This is a genomic window from Parasphingorhabdus sp., assembly GCF_036568145.1.
Classification (GTDB): domain Bacteria; phylum Pseudomonadota; class Alphaproteobacteria; order Sphingomonadales; family Sphingomonadaceae; genus Parasphingorhabdus.
In genome coordinates this window covers 1-16,268 of record NZ_DATCTC010000002.1, presented here as the reverse complement: position 1 = coordinate 16,268, position 16,268 = coordinate 1, and the positions used below count along the sequence as shown (strand labels likewise).

At 55.0% G+C, this 16,268-nt stretch carries 20 protein-coding genes; 7 read left to right on the top strand and 13 right to left on the bottom strand.

Annotated elements, in window-relative coordinates:
• The 6 genes from VIN76_RS00640 to VIN76_RS00615 form a co-directional block, all read left to right on the top strand.
• The coding region (locus VIN76_RS00640) for a class I tRNA ligase family protein (protein WP_332039879.1) at nucleotides 1–1,435 on the top strand (1,435 nt) is incomplete at its 5' end.
• Nucleotides 1,432–1,956, top strand: a complete 525-nt coding sequence (gene lptE, locus VIN76_RS00635; protein WP_332039878.1) for an LPS assembly lipoprotein LptE — start codon at nucleotides 1,432–1,434, stop codon at nucleotides 1,954–1,956. The genes VIN76_RS00640 and lptE, both read left to right, overlap by 4 nt.
• Before the next feature lie 39 nt (nucleotides 1,957–1,995).
• The gene (holA, locus tag VIN76_RS00630; protein WP_332039877.1) at nucleotides 1,996–3,027 is read left to right on the top strand and encodes a DNA polymerase III subunit delta; all 1,032 of its coding nucleotides are present in this window, start codon (nucleotides 1,996–1,998) and stop codon (nucleotides 3,025–3,027) included.
• Between the two features lie 647 nt (nucleotides 3,028–3,674).
• Nucleotides 3,675–4,259 carry a porin family protein gene (locus VIN76_RS00625; protein ID WP_332039876.1) on the top strand — a complete coding sequence of 195 codons (585 nt, stop codon included), beginning with the start codon at nucleotides 3,675–3,677 and terminating at the stop codon, nucleotides 4,257–4,259.
• Between the two features lie 191 nt (nucleotides 4,260–4,450).
• The gene (msrB, locus tag VIN76_RS00620) at nucleotides 4,451–4,849 is read left to right on the top strand and encodes a peptide-methionine (R)-S-oxide reductase MsrB (protein ID WP_332039875.1); all 399 of its coding nucleotides are present in this window, start codon (nucleotides 4,451–4,453) and stop codon (nucleotides 4,847–4,849) included.
• A gap of 86 nt (nucleotides 4,850–4,935) precedes the next feature.
• Nucleotides 4,936–7,056 (top strand): PBP1A family penicillin-binding protein, encoded by a 2,121-nt coding sequence (locus VIN76_RS00615; protein WP_332039874.1) that lies wholly within the window; start codon nucleotides 4,936–4,938, stop codon nucleotides 7,054–7,056.
• Nucleotides 7,057–7,061: 5 nt separating this feature from the next.
• Here the strand turns inward: VIN76_RS00615 and VIN76_RS00610 are convergent, their stop codons facing one another.
• From VIN76_RS00610 to VIN76_RS00600, 3 genes are read right to left on the bottom strand one after another with little or no spacing between them, the layout of a single operon-like run.
• Nucleotides 7,062–7,823 carry a SprT family zinc-dependent metalloprotease gene (locus tag VIN76_RS00610; protein WP_332039873.1) on the bottom strand — a complete coding sequence of 254 codons (762 nt, stop codon included), beginning with the start codon at nucleotides 7,821–7,823 and terminating at the stop codon, nucleotides 7,062–7,064.
• Nucleotides 7,792–8,238, bottom strand: a complete 447-nt coding sequence (locus VIN76_RS00605; protein ID WP_332039872.1) for a YcgN family cysteine cluster protein — start codon at nucleotides 8,236–8,238, stop codon at nucleotides 7,792–7,794. The genes VIN76_RS00610 and VIN76_RS00605 overlap by 32 nt, the downstream gene beginning before the upstream one ends.
• A complete protein-coding gene (locus VIN76_RS00600; protein ID WP_414696241.1) occupies nucleotides 8,226–8,858 on the bottom strand; it encodes an SCO family protein in 633 nt (210 codons plus the stop codon). The genes VIN76_RS00605 and VIN76_RS00600 overlap by 13 nt, the downstream gene beginning before the upstream one ends.
• Nucleotides 8,859–8,962: 104 nt before the next feature.
• On the opposite strand from VIN76_RS00600, the gene VIN76_RS00595 reads away from it, so the two are divergent.
• Nucleotides 8,963–9,619: an ankyrin repeat domain-containing protein gene (locus tag VIN76_RS00595; RefSeq protein WP_414696240.1), complete on the top strand. Its 657-nt coding sequence runs from the start codon at nucleotides 8,963–8,965 to the stop codon at nucleotides 9,617–9,619.
• A 249-nt stretch (nucleotides 9,620–9,868) separates the two neighbouring features.
• Here VIN76_RS00595 and VIN76_RS00590 read toward each other — a convergent pair whose 3' ends face one another.
• The 10 genes from VIN76_RS00590 to VIN76_RS00545 form a co-directional block, all read right to left on the bottom strand.
• Nucleotides 9,869–10,411, bottom strand: coding sequence for an MmcB family DNA repair protein (locus tag VIN76_RS00590; protein WP_332039870.1), 543 nt, complete (start codon nucleotides 10,409–10,411; stop codon nucleotides 9,869–9,871).
• A gap of 83 nt (nucleotides 10,412–10,494) precedes the next feature.
• Nucleotides 10,495–11,193 carry a cell wall hydrolase gene (locus VIN76_RS00585; protein WP_332039869.1) on the bottom strand — a complete coding sequence of 233 codons (699 nt, stop codon included), beginning with the start codon at nucleotides 11,191–11,193 and terminating at the stop codon, nucleotides 10,495–10,497.
• A gap of 186 nt (nucleotides 11,194–11,379) precedes the next feature.
• A complete protein-coding gene (locus tag VIN76_RS00580; protein ID WP_332039868.1) occupies nucleotides 11,380–11,709 on the bottom strand; it encodes a DUF1491 family protein in 330 nt (109 codons plus the stop codon).
• A gap of 25 nt (nucleotides 11,710–11,734) precedes the next feature.
• On the bottom strand, nucleotides 11,735–12,214 hold the full coding sequence (locus VIN76_RS00575; RefSeq protein ID WP_332039867.1) for a PaaI family thioesterase: 480 nt from the start codon (nucleotides 12,212–12,214) through the stop codon (nucleotides 11,735–11,737).
• Between the two features lie 2 nt (nucleotides 12,215–12,216).
• Nucleotides 12,217–12,684 (bottom strand): PTS sugar transporter subunit IIA, encoded by a 468-nt coding sequence (locus VIN76_RS00570; protein WP_332039866.1) that lies wholly within the window; start codon nucleotides 12,682–12,684, stop codon nucleotides 12,217–12,219.
• A 150-nt stretch (nucleotides 12,685–12,834) separates the two neighbouring features.
• Entirely contained in the window at nucleotides 12,835–13,407 is a 573-nt protein-coding gene (hpf, locus tag VIN76_RS00565; protein WP_332039865.1) for a ribosome hibernation-promoting factor, HPF/YfiA family, read from the bottom strand.
• 45 nt (nucleotides 13,408–13,452) lie between these two features.
• Nucleotides 13,453–14,154 (bottom strand): DNA polymerase III subunit epsilon, encoded by a 702-nt coding sequence (gene dnaQ, locus VIN76_RS00560; protein ID WP_332039864.1) that lies wholly within the window; start codon nucleotides 14,152–14,154, stop codon nucleotides 13,453–13,455.
• A 27-nt stretch (nucleotides 14,155–14,181) separates the two neighbouring features.
• Nucleotides 14,182–14,769 (bottom strand): dephospho-CoA kinase, encoded by a 588-nt coding sequence (gene coaE, locus VIN76_RS00555; protein ID WP_332039863.1) that lies wholly within the window; start codon nucleotides 14,767–14,769, stop codon nucleotides 14,182–14,184.
• 20 nt (nucleotides 14,770–14,789) lie between these two features.
• A complete protein-coding gene (gene aroE, locus VIN76_RS00550; protein WP_332039862.1) occupies nucleotides 14,790–15,605 on the bottom strand; it encodes a shikimate dehydrogenase in 816 nt (271 codons plus the stop codon).
• The gene (locus VIN76_RS00545; RefSeq protein ID WP_332039880.1) at nucleotides 15,602–16,195 is read right to left on the bottom strand and encodes a nucleoside triphosphate pyrophosphatase; all 594 of its coding nucleotides are present in this window, start codon (nucleotides 16,193–16,195) and stop codon (nucleotides 15,602–15,604) included. Before VIN76_RS00545 ends, aroE begins: the two co-directional genes overlap by 4 nt.
• Nucleotides 16,196–16,268: the final 73 nt, after the last annotated feature.

Genomic DNA, 16,268 nt, shown 5'->3' with positions numbered 1-16,268 from the left:
CGCGGCCACAGGCGATGAAGACGCGCCGATCCATGATGAAGCCTATACCGGCCCAGGCAAGCTGGTGAACAGCCGCCTGCTCGACGGCATGGACATTGAAACCGCCCAGAAAACCGTGATCGACCGCGCAGAGGCCGAAGGATGGGGCAAGGCGCAGACCACATGGCGGCTGCGCGACTGGGGCGTTTCGCGCCAGCGCTATTGGGGCACGCCGATCCCGATCATCCACTGCGAGACATGCGGCGCGGTTCCCGTGCCCAAGGACCAGTTGCCCGTCGTCCTGCCCGAAGATGTCAGCTTTGATATCCCTGGCAACCCGCTGGAACGCCACCCGACATGGGGCGATACCGATTGCCCGAAATGCGGCAAGGCGGCGCGGCGCGAAACCGATACGCTGGACACGTTTGTTGACAGTAGCTGGTATTTCCTGCGCTTTGCCAGCCAGCCGGATGACAAGCCGTTTGATCCCGAAATCGTGAAAAAATGGATGCCGGTATCGCAATATATTGGCGGCATCGAACATGCGATCCTGCACCTGCTCTATGCCCGCTTCTGGACCCGCGCGCTGGCGTCGATCGGCAAGCTGGATTTCAACGAGCCGTTTGAAAGCCTGTTCACACAGGGCATGGTGACGCACGAGACTTATAAGCACGGCGATGGTAGCTGGCTTTCCCCCGAAGAAGTCCGTAAAAACGGCACCGACTGGGAAGTGATTTCTGACGGTTCTGCCGTGACTACTGGCCGCGTCGAGAAAATGTCGAAGTCGAAGAAAAACGTCGTCGATCCCGATCCCATTATCGAACAATATGGCGCGGATGCGGTGCGTTTCTTCATGCTGTCCGACAGCCCGCCGGAACGCGACCTGCCATGGTCGGAATCCGGCATCGAGGGAAGCTGGCGCTTTGTCCAGCGCTTGTGGCGGTTGTTTACCTCGATCGCGGATCAGGACCCCAATAGCGGTGAAGACAAGGCCCTTAAACGCAAGCTGCACCAGACCATCGCCGGTGTGGCCGGTGATATCGAGGACCTGTCCTTTAACAAGGCGGTCGCAAAGATATTCGAACTGGTCAACATGATCGAGAAAGCCTCGCCATCTGCGGACCGGGACGAAGCCATACGCACACTGGCCATCATTGCTTCCCCCATGGTGCCCCATATTGCCGAGGAAGCCTGGGCGCTGTTCGGTCATGATGACCTGATCGCCAACGCCGCCTGGCCGGATGTGGATGACAGCCTGTTGGTCGAGGATGAAGTGACCATTGCGATACAGGTGCGCGGCAAATTACGTGATACGATCACCGTTCCGGCAGGCAGCGACAAATCGGTGCTGGAGGAACTTGCACTTGCCTCCCAGAAAGTGCAGCGTAGCATTGATGGAGCGGCAATAAAGAAAGTGATCGTTGTGCCCGACCGGCTGGTCAACATCGTGATATGAGCAAATTACCCGAAATAAGGGGTAGTGTTTTTTTGCTGGCCGCTTGCTTCTTGCTTGCGTCCTGCGGATTGCAGCCGCTTTATTCCGGCGGCACGAACGGCGTTGTAGCATCCTCGCTTGGCCATGTTGAAGTAGGGCCGATTGCGGGCAAGGCGGGCTGGCTGATGCGCAATGCGCTCAATGACCAGCTTTCAACACTGGAAGGCAGCGAGGCCAGATACCGTCTGGTTGTCGAGCTGGATGACAAGATTGCCGGTTTTGGTGTGCGCAGCAATGACCGCATCACCCGCGAACGCCGGACTTTGCGCGCCCGTTATCAACTGGTGCGCTTGTCCGATGATGCCGTGGTGCTGGATGCGACCGCCGGTTCCGATGCCGGTATTGACGTGGTCTCATCGGAATATGCGACCGTCGTGGCAGAGGAAACCGCGCTGGAAAACCTGTCCGTCCGCGTCGCGGACCAGATTGTCAAACGGCTATCCCTGTTTGCCCGCGAACAGACTGATGACAGCAGCAAATAATGGCTGCGGCATGAAGGGAAAGCTTTCGAAAGAGCGGCCATGAAAGTTAAAGATGATGCTATCGTCCGCCGCTTTCACGATGCGCCTGATAATTTCCGGCTGGCTGTCCTGTGCGGACCCAATGTGACGCGGTGCCAGGCTTTGGCCAACGAACTGGCCGCGCCCTTGACCGGATCGGCAGAGCGGGTTGACCTAACCATAGCCGATCTGACCGAAAGCACGGCGCGGCTGCAAGACGAGGCGACATCGGCATCCCTGTTCGGGGACAAGCGCTACATCATGGTGCGCCTGAACAGCGGCGAAGCGGTCAGGGCAGCGGCGGCGATAGAAAATCTGCTCGACAGCGATACCAAAGGCGACCCGGTTTTCATTGTCGCGGCGGGAATGGCCGACAAGACTGCGCTCGCCAAGAAAATTGCCGCGGCCCCCGACGCCTTGATCGCGCCATGCTATGAAACCACGCCGGAGAACGCGGCCGCGGCCATATCCGTCATGGCCCGTGATGAGGGCCTGAAAATGTCGCGCGAGATCGCCGTCGCCATCGCCGCGCTGACCAGCAACGATATGGTGCTTGCCCGGCTGGAGGTCGAGAAAATTGCCCTTTACCTTGATGCCACGCCGGATGAGCCGAAGGAAGTGGAAGCGGAGCTGCTATCAAGGCTTGGCGCCGAAAATGACGAGGAAGATCTCGGCGTGCTGATCCATGCGGCGATTGGCGGGGATACCAAAAAACTGACCAGCGAACTGGCGGCTGTAAGCACCATGGGCTTTAGCGAAGTGGGTCTGGTCCGCCTGATGCTCAGTCATCTGGTCAAGCTGGCTGACCTGCGTGCCAAGGTCGATCAGGGGGCAAGCATTGACAAGGTGGTTAATCACCCCGCCATATTCTGGTCCAGCCGCAAATATTTTTCACAGCAGCTGAAACTGTGGCCTTCAGCACACATAGCGCGGCTGATCGAGCGGATATTGATGCTGGAAGTCGCATTGAAGAGCAGCGGCCAGCCGGAACGGGTATTGGTTGAACAGGAATTGCTCACCATCGCCAGAAAAGCCGCCAGAGCCAGAAAATAAATCGACAACATACGTCCATGATTCAACAGGCGGCTATGCACTATATACGCACATTTAGCTTGACGTGACTCTCTCTGATTCCTAGGTGGGTGATATTCCAAATTCGGAATGGTGAGTAGCCGCACCGCCTTCAGTTGCATCGTTCAATCAGCCTGCACGCTAAAAATCGAACGAATACTGACGTGGCCAGCGGCGGGTATGCGAAATTACATACTCCAGAACACCGAAACGCCAGCGGGTATATGCACGCACGTATACACGCTTGTTCATATCCACACCTCCTATTCCTGATGCCAGATAAAGTCCGGCCCTCTGAAGGGCCTCATGCCCCTCGCGCCATTAAGGACACTGAGGATCAGAGGTTTCAGGAAATCGACGGTGCGACTACCGAATCAAAGTATTAACTTAATTCATAATTAGGGCAAGTCTGTCACACCGTTCTTTTTACGTTCTTTTGTGAAAAACTGTGGAAAACCCCCGCAATCGTGAAATTTAGGCATACGTCACTGCCTCTATGTTGCGGAAATGTCACATATTTTTTCTATTATGTGCTTTTTATGTAGACCCATTGTTCGTTCATCTTCCGATGCCTAGATGCTGCTCACCCCCGCATGAGACGGGGGCATTTTTCAGAAGGAATTAGTATAATGCGTTCAATCATTCTCCCCCTCGCCGCTATTGGTGCTCTGTCTGCTGCTACCCCAGCACTCGCTCAGCCTTTTGCTGGTCCGTTTGTCGGCGTTCAAGTTGGCCTCGACAACTATGAGCTGCAGGATGCAGACGTTTTCGCACCCGGTGACAAATATGATGGCTTGAGCGGTAACGGCGCTGTCGGCGGCGTTTATGCCGGTTATGACATGCCTCTTGGAGACACTCTGTTCGCTGGCGTCGAAGTCAATGCTTCGCTGAGCGGTGCTAAGGTTTCCTATGATGATACAGCAGATACGCTGTCTTTGAAGGCAAAAGAAAGCTACGGTGCAACCGCTCGTCTTGGTGCCATGCTGAACAACAGCACGGCGCTTTATGCCAAAGCTGGCTGGGTGAACACCGAGTTCAAAGCTAATTTCAATGGCCTGACCGCTTCTGATGATGAAGATGCGCTCGTCCTGGGCGGCGGCATCGAAACCCGCGTAGGTGCCAACACGTCACTCCGTCTGGAATATAACTATGCGGATTATGACGATACATTGAAGAACAACCAGATCAAAGCGGGCGTTGCTTTCCGTTTCTAATCTTTCTTCAAAATTGAGAATCCGAGGGCGGCCCTGCAACGGGTCGCCCTTTTATTAACTCCATCTCCCTGTTTCGCATGACCAAGGCCGATTCAAGGATCTGGCGGAAAACCAAGGGTCCTTGGTGTGAACTTTGTGAACTTTAAGCGAGACTGCTTGACGAGCGCCTTCCCCGCGCCCATTTTAGAGAGATGGAAAAAATTACCCTAAGCGCTGCCGAATGGCGCGACAAACTCACCCCCGAACAATATCATGTCCTGCGCGAGGCAGGCACCGAACGCGCCTTTACCGGCAAGCTCAACGCCGAAAAACGTGACGGCGAGTTTTTTTGCGCCGGATGCGGCACCAAATTGTTCGATGCCGAGAAGAAATTCGACAGCGGCTGCGGCTGGCCGAGCTTCACCGAACCGGCAGAGCAAGAAGCCGTGACCGAGATCGAGGATCTGAGCCACGGCATGCGCCGCATCGAAGTACGCTGTTCCACCTGTGACGGACATTTGGGCCATGTTTTCCCCGATGGTCCGGCGGAAAATGGCCTGCGCTATTGCATGAACAGCGCGGCGCTCGACTTCGAACCGAAAGAGGATTGAAACCGCTGTTCTGCATTGTTCAGCCTGTGGTAAGCCGCTAACAGCTTACAAGCACGCTCAAGTAAGCGTATAGTGAATAGGACAATATGGCGCGGGGCAAAAAACGCAGCAAACAATCCGGACCGGTTCGTAAATGGTTCTTCCGGATTTTGAATACCGGATTGGTCGTTGGCCTGCTCGGCTTGATCGCGCTTGTCGTGGCGGTGTTTGTCGTCCGGTCATCGCTTCCGGGCTATGAAGACCTGAAATCCTCCCCCAACGGACAGATGATCCGGGTGCTCGATGTTAACGGGCGGGAACTTATTTCCATGGGCCCAAGCTATGGCCAGTGGCTGGATTACCAGGATATCCCCCAAGTCATGATTGACGCCATGGTAGCGGTGGAGGACCGGCGCTTTGAAAGCCATTTGGGCGTTGACCCGATAGGCATAGCGCGCTCGCTTAAAGTCCGGATGGACCGTGGTTACTGGGCACAGGGCGGATCGACCATCACCCAGCAGCTCGCCCGCAATATCTTCCTCAGCAACACTCGCACATTTGGACGCAAGGGGCGCGAAATGCTCATTGCGTTGGCGATGGAGAGCAAATTTTCCAAAGGCCAGATTCTGGAGCTTTACCTTAACAAGGTTTATTTTGGCGGCGGGGCCTATGGCATTGATGCCGCCTCCCGCCGGTTTTTTGCGCATAGCGCCGCCGAACTGGACCTTGCAGAAGCCGCGATTATCGCCGGTCTGGTAAAGGCTCCGTCCCGCTATTCACCGACCGCAGATGCGCAGGCCGCTGTTGACCGCGCGGCGGTTGTGCTCACCGTGATGCAGGATGCCGGAGCGATTACCGCATCGCAGGCTGCACAGGCCAAACCCACATCTGTCGAACTGGCTCCGGAACCGCGCCAGAACAGCGTGCGCTATTTCACCGATTGGGCGCTGCCTCAGCTTGATTTGCTGATTGATGAAACGGTGGAGCCGATTGAGGTGTGGACCACGCTCGACCTCGATATGCAGCGGGCGGCAACCCGCGCCATCCAGGCCAATGTACCATCGGGCGCTCAAGGCGCACTGGTTGCCATTGACCGTGATGGAGCCATCCGCGCGATGGTTGGCGGCACCGACTATGTAACGTCCAATTATAACCGTGCGACCCAGGCCGTGCGCCAGCCGGGATCCGCGTGGAAAATCTTTGTCTATATGGCCGCTTTGGAAGCCGGTTATACGCCGAACGACATGGTAACGGACGAACCGATCAAGATCGGCAACTGGTCACCGCGTAACAGCGGCGGGCGCTATGCCGGGGACATTACCCTGCGGACCGCCTTCGCTTATTCCAAAAATACCGTCGCGGCGGCCATCGGTAACGATGTCGGGACTTCGACCGTGGCCAATATGGCCCGCCGTTTCGGGATTACGACGCCGGTTGATACCAACCCGTCCATGGTTCTGGGAACGTCGGATGTCCACCTGATCGACATGACTCGGGCCTTTGCCTCTATCAACGCGAAGGGCGTTGCGATCACGCCTTTCGCGATTAACAAGGTCAACACCATGAATGGCCGGTTGCTTTACCAGAGCAAGTTTGACGGCAGCCGCGTACTGGTTGATCCATGGGTGGCCGCGGGAATTACCGACCTGCTCCAAACCGCCGTCAATACCGGGACCGGCAAAGCCGCACAGATAGGCCGTCCGGTTGCGGGCAAGACCGGCACGACCAGCAGCAATAAGGACGGTTGGTTTCTGGGCTTTTCAAGCGGTCTGACTACCGGCGTCTGGATGGGGCGCGACGACGCCAAGGCGGTCGGCGGCCTGCAAGGTGGGCGAGCACCGGCAGCGGCCTTTGCCTCGTTCATGAAAGTCGCGGTCGCCAACCGGAAGGTTGAACAATTCGATACCGAACTGGTCTTGCCCGAATGGCAACTGGAGCCGGATGAGGAAGATTTGTTTGGCGCACCGGAAGACGGCATATATGTCGATGAAAACGGCATGCCCATCGAAACGGGGCAGGGCTTGGAATATGACATGGAAGGCGGGCAAGCCCCCGGCGATCCACCGGCAATGGACCAAGAGTGGATAGATTCCGTTCTGGGCCGGTCGGAGCCTGAAGAAACAGCGCCAGCCGCGCCGCCGCCAGACCGTCCGGCCGATCAGTCCCCGGCGCCAGTTTCCATTCTGCCGAAAACACCCAAGCCGGCTCCTGCGCCCGGCGGGCAATAGCGCCTCTATCTTTTGGGCGCTCCGATAAGATGTAGCGCAGCGCCGTGCTGTTTCAGCCAGCGGTCCGCCTCTTTGCGCCTGCCTTCGAATATCCGGTCGAGCAGCGCGTAAAAATCGGGGCCATGATTCATGTGCCGCAAATGAGCCACCTCATGCGCGACCACCGAACGCCGCACAGAGGGCGGCGCCATGACGAGCCGCCAGCTCAACCTGATCGCGCGGCGACCCGAACAGCTTCCCCAGCGGCGGCGGGCATCGCCGATTGACAATATGGGCAAATCCACCTCCGCACGCGCGCAATAATCCGCCAGATCGTCCTCATAAATGGTGCGGGCCTGTTCTTTCATCCAGCCGATGACACGGCTTTCAATCCGCTCTTCGGGGCCACCAACGTGGATTTCATCATCCCGTTTCATGGGTGTCCGGCGATAATCCGGGGACCAGCGGATGACATGAGTCTCACCCGCAAATGCAATTTCAGCACCATTGACGATCGGCAGTGGCGGCAATGCCTTGGCAAAATGCTGTGCCAGCCAATCGGATTTGGAACGGGCAAAACGCAGCGCCTGTGCCGTGCTGGCATAAGGCGGCATTGTGATCCGGACTTCACCCTTCACGGTATCCGCCGATACGGCAATGGAGCGCGCGTGCTTCACTTTACGGACCCGCAGCGGATATATGCAGCCGGATAGCTCGATCTCCAGCGCCTCATTCTCATCCCGTTTGGGACGTGCCTTAGAGCGGGTAGTCGAGAATATGCTGTTCAAGCGGCCCAGCTTCCACCTCCGTTATCACCTTGCCGCGGATAGAGTTTCCGGTCTGGTGAATAGTTTCCCGGTCGCCGGAAATTAGATAATGCCATTCCGGCAAGGGCAGGCCCTCTGCCCGCAAACGGTAAGCACAGCTTTCCGGAAGCCATGTAAACTGATCCAGCTTTGTGCGGGTCAGGCGAACGCAATCGGGAACATAATAGCGCCGCCGCCGGTAGTCGCTGCACTGCGCGCTGTGCGTGTCGAGCAATTTGCAGGCGATATTGGTCATATAGACCTCGCCATCATCCTCGTCTTCCGCTTTCAGCAAACAGCATTTGCCGCACCCGTCGCAAAGCGCCTCCCACTGTCCGCGGTCGAGCGTGTCGAGCGGCGCTTCCCAAAAGGGCTGCTTTGAATCTATTGCATCCATCGCTTGATTTCGTCGGCAATTTCCTGGGGCGTGCCGTCAAACGGAAGCAGCGCAACCGGTTCGCCCTGCGGTCCAAAGAAATATCCCTGACGGCTATGGTCCATAAGATATTCGCTGCTGCCCTCGGTCTCGCGTTTGTTATAGATGATCAGATATTTTTTAGCGACCTCGGCAATCTCGTCCGTGCTGCCGGTCAAACCGATGAGCCGCGGGTGAAAGGCGGAAACATATTGTTTCAACTGCTCCGGACGATCGCGTTCGGGGTCGATGGTAATGAAGATCGGCTGGATTTTCTTAGTCAGCGACGGATCATTTTTCTCGGCCAGCGCCAATCCTTGCATCAACCGTTGCAGATCAACCGGACAGACATCGGGGCAATAGCTGTAACCGAAATAGATAATCCGGTATTGCCCGGCAAAGTCCGTATCAGATGTTTTTCCGCCATCCTGATTGGTGAGGGTAAAGCCGCCACCAATATTGGCTCCGGCAAGGGGCGCTTCACCCTGCGTGCTGTCTCCCGATACCTGATCGGAAGATGCCGGGTTGCAGGCGGCGAGAAGCGGGAGTAAAAGCGCAGCGGAGAAAACGGACAGAAATTTGTTCATCATGCGGCCAGCCATGGTCTGCTATGCACGAATTTTCAACAGATATTTGACGGCTTGTGATGGTAACGGGCACCACAGTCTTCTATTATCTACATTTATTATTATAAGGCGGCATATACATGCATTGGGGCAAAGCTGGGTTTTCAAAAATGGGTCAGGTCACTGGCATCAAGCGTTTCCTGATAGTGATGCTGACCGCCTTTTCACTCGCTATCCCCGGCACCGCCAGCGCACAATTTTCCGACAGTTATAACTTCCTGAAAGCCGTGAAGGAACGTGATGGCGAAGAAGCGACAAATTTCCTGAATGAACCGGGTTCGACCATCGTCAATACCAGGGATATTTCGACGGGGGAAACTGCCCTTCATATCGTTGTAGCGCGCCGCGATTCCACCTGGACCGCGTTTCTTTTGCAAAAGGATGCCAATCCCAATGTTAAGGATAAAAGCGGTACAACACCGCTGATGCTGGCGACAAGCTTGCGCTTTGTTGAAGGGGCGAGGGTGCTGCTCGATAAAAATGCCAATGTGAATGAGCCGAATAACCGGGGTGAAACACCCCTGATCCGCGCCGTCCAGTTGCGCGATACCGAAATGGTCCGGCTATTGCTGAAACATGGCGCTGATCCGGATCGCACCGATACTCTGGCCGGTCTGTCCGCCCGCGACTATGCGGCGCGTGACCGCCGCGCTTCGGCTATATTGGCGGATATTGAAAAGGCGGATAAAGAGCAAAAGCCCGAGGCGGCAGGCCGTTTTTTTGGCCCTGAAGGTTAGGGGGCGGGGAGGCTTTTTCTGTCCGGGTTCAATTTCAAACTTCACTAACTTCACTAACTTCACACCAAGGAACCGATTTTTTCCGCCATTTCCAACAGAAACGCTCTGCAATGACATGGTGTTGGATATCTCGGTCAATGGACATGACCGGATGACAAGCGGGTGGGTTATTCAGGATAAGAAAGAGCCTGATGACGGGCTATCATAGGCCGCATCCTGTAGGACAGCTTTAAATAGCGCTTTTACGCTCTAGAAAAAATCCCGTCCCACCGGGTCTATCCAGCCATTAACCTCTGACAATCGCTGCATGGAGCGCCGTGCCAGGCGCATAGTCTCTTTCTTGCGGCGGGAGGGGGCCAGCGCATGGGTGGCGGCAGGGCGCACTATCTCTGCATCATAAGCGTCGGCAAGGATCAATCCGGTCCTCTCTGGCATAAACTCCGGCCAGTCGAGCGGGGAATGGTCAAAGCCGCCCGGCAATGCCCAGTAAAAGCGGTCGCAATAATCCAGATATTCGGGCCATTTGCCATCGCCCAGCAAGTCACCGCGCGCGACCTTGATCTCCACGATGATAATCTGTCCCTTGGCATCCACGCCCATCAGGTCCGCGCGCCTTTTATTGGGCAAACCCATTTCCGGCATAACCATGATATCATGCCGGGAAAAAAGCCGCGCTACCCCGCGTGCAACCGCGGCTGCCCCTGTTAACGGAGACGGATTGTCAGCAGCCTGATCTAGGCCGCGAGCCTGGGGAACAGCGGAAACAGGCGAATCATCAACATCTATATTCATAGCATTTCAATAGAACATATGAAGAACAAAATAAAGACCCCCAATCGGGAGTCTTATTGGAATTATCCGTTTATCGACGATAATCAGCGATAGAAAATATGATTATCCACCATCGCCATCCGTTGCAAGCGCCAACCTGGCGATACATAACGGGCGTGGAAAAATAGAGCGCCTTCAACCGGGCTTTCCCAGCCATCATTCATGGCGATTTTCGCTATCGCAACAGCATTATGCCAGTGGCTGTGGGATTTGTTGATACGCGGCATTTTGCCGCCACGCACAAAAGAGAATTGCTTGGGCTGATAGACAACACCGCAAATGCTGTTGGGGAAACGTGAAGATTCGGCCCGGGCCAGAACAACACGTGCAACCGCAAGCTGGCCGGCCAGTGTTTCGCCTTTTGATTCAAAATAGACTGTTCCGGCGAGACATTCCATATCTTCGCTTAGAGTGTCGCTGACGGATTGCTGCTCGACAAGCTGGCGCAGCGAGCTGGCATCGTCATCGGCAAAATAAGAACCGCCAGAAAGCTGGGCTTCATTGGCTGCACGATCTTCTGCAACAACATCTTTGGGGATTTCGGAAACAACTTCTTTTGATTCCGCAAAAACAACCTGATCCAGGTCGTTTGAGGATTCCACCAGGTACGGATCCACTAGAATCTCGACCTCTGGCATTTCATCATTGGCTTCAAAAGCGAATGATACGTCGGTCATCGAAAAAGCCGCGACCGTAAAAATTGCAAGCGATAAGGCGCTGGCAGACTTGAAAATTTTACTCATAAACCCGTTATTAAATGCGGTGAGTCCAGTGCGGGTCTATAAAAACCAGCGTAATAAGCTTAAAAACCAACCAACAGCTTATCCCTGTTCCCCCCGGCTGCATGTTTAATCCCGTCATCGCTGACAATCCCTGGGACCAACCTTCGCCTTGAAGTTGCATGCGAAATAGGCCGCAGCGTTTTTAAGTCAATCAATGGCAGTCATTTCAGCGACGAGTTGTTCTGCATCCGGGATATCCAGTTCAATTAACCATAAATCGGGATCAAAACTGCTCCGCCGCTTCAGATATACGTCTAAATTCTGTTGTTTATCAATAGGTTGAGGCCAAATGACCTGCCATGTTGAGGGGCCAGCAAGGCTGGGCATTTTCTCCAAAAGCCGCGGATCTTTACCTTTTTCCAGGCATATTATCAGGATTGAGCCGGATATCCGGTCGCCCTTTTTAAGCACCGCGCCAAAGCCGCCATTTTGATTCGTTTTGCGTAGCAGGGAACTCACCACCATCTCGGCAGACAAGCGGGGCTCTATCATGCTGCGGCCCTTAATCCTGCTTATAGCCGGGCAGGGACGCCAGCGGGATGTGGGAGCGCATGAAGGTGCCGGTGCCGCGGGCTATTTCTTCCCCGTCCTCGTCTATCAGCCGGGCATCGGCGACAAAGACCCGCCTTTTACCGCTCACCCAGCGGCCTTCTGCTGTAACAGTGCTGGATTTCAGGGGCCGGGTGAACAGCAGGTTGAAAGCCGTGGTCAACAGGAACCGGTCGGAAACCAGACTATTGCAGGCATAAAAGGCCGCATCATCGAGCATTTTGAAATAGGCGGTGCCATGAACAGCGCCAGCGGCGTGATAATGCCGCTCATCGACAGAAAATGTGATGCGGGCAAAGCCACGCTCGGTAATTTCGATGTCGGAATCGAACAGCTTATTGATCGGTGCCTGTCTATAAAGCCGCTCCAGCGCACGAAAATGTTCGTGGGAACCGTCCTCCACCGTCTGGCCCGATTCTTTATCAGCTCCCATTATCAAGCAGCTTGCTGGTCTTTATGGCCGGTCAACAAAGCGTATAACGCATCTTCGGACGCTGCGCCGCGTAATTTTGTGAGTGTCGACTCATCCCGCAGATAGCGCGAAATTTCAGCCAAGGCTTTCAGGTGATCCGCACTGCCATGCTGCGGAGACAACAGGCCGAAAACCAGGTCAACATCCTGCCCGTCATGGGCATCAAAGCCAATAGGCTCTGCCAACCGGATGAACAGGCCGACCGATCTATCCAGACCATTGAGTCTGGCATGGGGAATAGCAACCGCACCGCCAAAGCCGGTCGAGCCGAGAGATTCACGTTCATGAAGAGCTTCCAGAACTTCCTCCGCATCAAGCGGATAACATTCTGCGGCTTTCTCCGCCAGCGTCTCAAAAACCTGTTTCTTGGAAAGAGCCATCCCGCTCGCCATCACTGCGGCAGGATCGATTCTTACTGATAAATATTCCATTGAATCCTCGACCTAACTTATACGCCGCCCCCTCGACGAGTGAACCGCATGTAACGGACACGCGGTTCATCTCCAACTATTTTCACCGGAACCCGCAATCTGGCCGGAATGTTATTGCGAAAACATTGGCCATATTGCGGTTCAACTATCCTATTTATGCGGCTCAACCCAACCAATTGTGCCATCCGAACGGCGATAGACCATATTATGTGATCCAGTTCCGGCATTTTTGAACAATAATGCCCCCGTATTACGCAAATCCATCATCATCACAGCATCGGAAACGCTGGCTTCGGGAATATCCGTGCTGGTTTCCGCGATAATGGGCGGTGCCGCGTCATCTGATGCGGCTTCGGTCTCGTCATCACCACTATCGAACACGCGATATGCGGCTTCTTCCTGTTTTGCGACAAATTGCGCACGAAGGGAATAGTCATTCAACCGGCGCATATAACGTCGCAACTGCTTTTCAACCTTCTCCGATGCCTGGTCGAATGCCATATGCGCGTCTTCGGCCCTGGCTTCCGCCTTTAGCATGAGACCCTGCATGATGTGCGAGACAATATCACACTGGAAATGACCGTGCGGCGCTTTGCTGAAGGTTGCATGGGCCGAAATTGCCTTTGGGAAATATTTATCGGCTATTGCGTTCATTCGATCATCAACATGACTTTGTAGCGCATCGCCGGTGTCTACCTGATGTCCCGAAACACGAATTTCCATAGTCATTCTCCATTATTATGAGGCAAAATTTAAAAAAAGGGATAATCAGCCAGTTAGTTTGGCCCATAGCGGGTCTTTTATCCCGTCCATGAAAGCAGCGTGGCGCGCAAGCTCCTCCTCACTTGCACTATGTGCGCGTGGTTCAATGAATTTTCGGCGCAGTGCAGCCGTTTTTCCCGAAAGCGGCAGTGCCGCGGCGCCGGCATCATTATCAGCCGACAGCCCAAGGCCGATCTGGCGGCCCCCTGTAAGTTCTATATATAGCTGGGTCAGCAATTCAGCGTCGAGCAGGGCGCCATGTTTGATACGGTGGCTACGGTCAATGCCATAGCGGCTGCACAAGGCATCAAGCGTCAGCTTCGCGCCGGGGTGCTTCACCTTGGCAATGGCCAGAGTGTCGATCATGCGAAATTGCGAAATCGGTTTCCTGCCGCACAGGACAAGCTCCGCATTAAGGAAATTAAAGTCAAACTGGGCATTATGGGCAACCAGATTAGCGTCGCCCAGAAATTCCAGAAGCTCATCCACGCCATCGGCAAACAGCATTTTGTCGGACAGGAAAATATCGGAAAGCCCGTGCACTTCTTCGGCTTGTTTGGGCATCGGGCGCTGGGGATTATAATAGCAATGGAAGCTGTTGCCAGTTTCCAGCCGGTCGACCATTTCAATACAGCCAATTTCCACCATCCGGTCGCCGCTCTGGGGGTCAAAGCCAGTGGTTTCAGTATCGAAAATTATTTCTCGCATAAGCTTAATATTGGCCTCAATTCCCAGTTAGGCAAGAGATGCTTTCAGTTTTTCGATAGTATTTTTTACCTGCTTGCGAGTTTCTTCCAAAGGCTGTGATGTGTCGATGACAAAGTCGGCCCGTTTGCGCTTCTCATGATCCGGCATTTGCAAGGACTTAATATTCTCAAACTTGCCACCGGTCATTCCCGGACGCTGCAAAACGCGGGTCCGCTGTTCCTCTTCACCGGCTGACACAACAACGACATGATCGACGCCGCCCGCACCGGTCTTTTCAAACAGTAGCGGAATATCAAACAGAATCATCGGCGCGGAGCTATGCTGCTCCAGAAATTCGCTGCGCATGGCACCCACTGCCGGATGAATCAGCGCCTCCAGCTTTTTCAGCGCATCCGGGTTGCCCAGCACGGCGGGGCCAAGTTTCTGGCGGTCCACCCCATTTTCATCTGTCGTGCCGGGAAACAGGGCTTCAATTTCCTTGACCAAAGCGCCGCCAGGGCCTTGCAGAATATGTACCGCGGCATCGGCATCAAAAACGGGCACGCCTTCGTCGGCAAACATCTGCGCCACGGTGGACTTACCCATGCCGATAGAGCCGGTAAGACCGATAATCATGGGACCTGTCTTGCGCGCCGTCATTTGAGTAGCAACTTTCTCAATTCTTCGTCATGTTCCACCGGCGGGGACTGGCCAAAGAAAATCTCGAACGCGACAGCCGCCTGTCCAATAAGCATCGACAGGCCGTCAATCGTTTCCAGACCCCGCGCTTTTGCCGCTTTCAGCAATTCTGTTTTGATCGGCGCATAAACAAGATCATAGACGATGGCATCATCGGGCAGGGTGCCAAGATCAATGACCAGCTCATCCTGACCCTTCATCCCCAATGCGCTGGCATTGACGAGCAGCCGCGCTGGCGGAAGCGCGGCACCATGTTCCAAAGCCTGCCCCTTTAACCCGAAGCGCGCCAGCAATGCAGACGCCTTTAACGCGTTACGGTTGACCATCGTGACAGAAGCAACATCTATGCGGGACAGGGCAAATAAAACGGCCTGAGCCGCGCCGCCGGCACCGATGACAATAACGTCCTGCCCCTTTAGCGGAACATCGGCAATCGGCGCAAAAAAGCCGCCCGCATCGGTATTCGTGCCAAATAATTCCCCGCTTTCGTCGCGGGCAATGGTGTTCATCGCGCCAATGGTGTCACGCACCCCGCCGGGATCGGAAACATGGTCCATCACCGCCAGCTTATGGGGGATCGTGACATTGCACCCCTGCCAGTCCGGATCATCGCGGCGGGCGCTGATATAATCAGCCAGTTCGTCAGGTTTCACGTGGAACAACCGGTAGTCGGCTTCTATTCCCAGCTTATCGAGCCAGAATTTATGGATCAGGGGGGATTTGCTATGGGCAATCGGATCGCCGATAACCTCTGCATAAGGAAGGCCGGTCATGATGGCATAACGCCCCGGACACGCAAATAATCAAGCAAATGCAATAACGGTAAACCCATGATCGTAAACTGACTCCCTTTAATATCCGAAAAAAGCTGTGCCCCGCGGCCTTCGATTTCATAGCATCCGACACAATGGCGGATATTGTCCCACTCCGCATCAACATATTGGTCGATAAACGCATCGCTTAAAGGACGCACGGTCAAAGTCGCAATATCAATATGCCGCCATACGGGGGAACCCTGAACCGCAATAACGGCGGCGCTGAACAATTTATGCTTTTTGCCGGACAACAGGCGCAAATGGGCTTTTGCATCCTCGCGGTCTTCCGGCTTGTCGAGCATCGAGCCGTCTTCCAGCGCCAATAGCTGATCTGCGCCAAGGACAAACGCCGGTCCAAGGCGCCGCGACAATCGCACAGCTTTGGCTTCAGCCAGGGCATCAGCCAGATTGCGTGCGGTCACGCCCTCTGCCCGAAGCCCGGCCTTCAATGCGTCTTCATCGACATTGGGGGAAAGGCAGTCCACCACGACACCGGCCGCTTCCAGCATCGCCCGGCGGGCTTTGCTTTTGGAGGCGAGTATAAGCATCGGCTCCTGCTCCATTTCATCCATCGGTTTTGTCCTGATCCGTTTCCGCAGCGACATTTTCGCGTTCATTATA

Coding starts and splice junctions, on each gene's coding strand:
- lptE (WP_332039878.1), top strand. CDS start 1,432: ATGAGCAAATTACCCGAAATAAGGGGTAGTGTTTTTTTGCTGGCCGCT.
- holA (WP_332039877.1), top strand. CDS start 1,996: ATGAAAGTTAAAGATGATGCTATCGTCCGCCGCTTTCACGATGCGCCT.
- VIN76_RS00625 (WP_332039876.1), top strand. CDS start 3,675: ATGCGTTCAATCATTCTCCCCCTCGCCGCTATTGGTGCTCTGTCTGCT.
- msrB (WP_332039875.1), top strand. CDS start 4,451: ATGGAAAAAATTACCCTAAGCGCTGCCGAATGGCGCGACAAACTCACC.
- VIN76_RS00615 (WP_332039874.1), top strand. CDS start 4,936: ATGGCGCGGGGCAAAAAACGCAGCAAACAATCCGGACCGGTTCGTAAA.
- VIN76_RS00605 (WP_332039872.1), bottom strand. CDS start 8,238: ATGGATGCAATAGATTCAAAGCAGCCCTTTTGGGAAGCGCCGCTCGAC.
- VIN76_RS00600 (WP_414696241.1), bottom strand. CDS start 8,858: ATGGCTGGCCGCATGATGAACAAATTTCTGTCCGTTTTCTCCGCTGCG.
- VIN76_RS00595 (WP_414696240.1), top strand. CDS start 8,963: ATGCATTGGGGCAAAGCTGGGTTTTCAAAAATGGGTCAGGTCACTGGC.
- VIN76_RS00590 (WP_332039870.1), bottom strand. CDS start 10,411: ATGAATATAGATGTTGATGATTCGCCTGTTTCCGCTGTTCCCCAGGCT.
- VIN76_RS00585 (WP_332039869.1), bottom strand. CDS start 11,193: ATGAGTAAAATTTTCAAGTCTGCCAGCGCCTTATCGCTTGCAATTTTT.
- VIN76_RS00575 (WP_332039867.1), bottom strand. CDS start 12,214: ATGGGAGCTGATAAAGAATCGGGCCAGACGGTGGAGGACGGTTCCCAC.
- VIN76_RS00570 (WP_332039866.1), bottom strand. CDS start 12,684: ATGGAATATTTATCAGTAAGAATCGATCCTGCCGCAGTGATGGCGAGC.
- hpf (WP_332039865.1), bottom strand. CDS start 13,407: ATGGAAATTCGTGTTTCGGGACATCAGGTAGACACCGGCGATGCGCTA.
- dnaQ (WP_332039864.1), bottom strand. CDS start 14,154: ATGCGAGAAATAATTTTCGATACTGAAACCACTGGCTTTGACCCCCAG.
- coaE (WP_332039863.1), bottom strand. CDS start 14,769: ATGATTATCGGTCTTACCGGCTCTATCGGCATGGGTAAGTCCACCGTG.
- aroE (WP_332039862.1), bottom strand. CDS start 15,605: ATGACCGGCCTTCCTTATGCAGAGGTTATCGGCGATCCGATTGCCCAT.
- VIN76_RS00545 (WP_332039880.1), bottom strand. CDS start 16,195: ATGCTTATACTCGCCTCCAAAAGCAAAGCCCGCCGGGCGATGCTGGAA.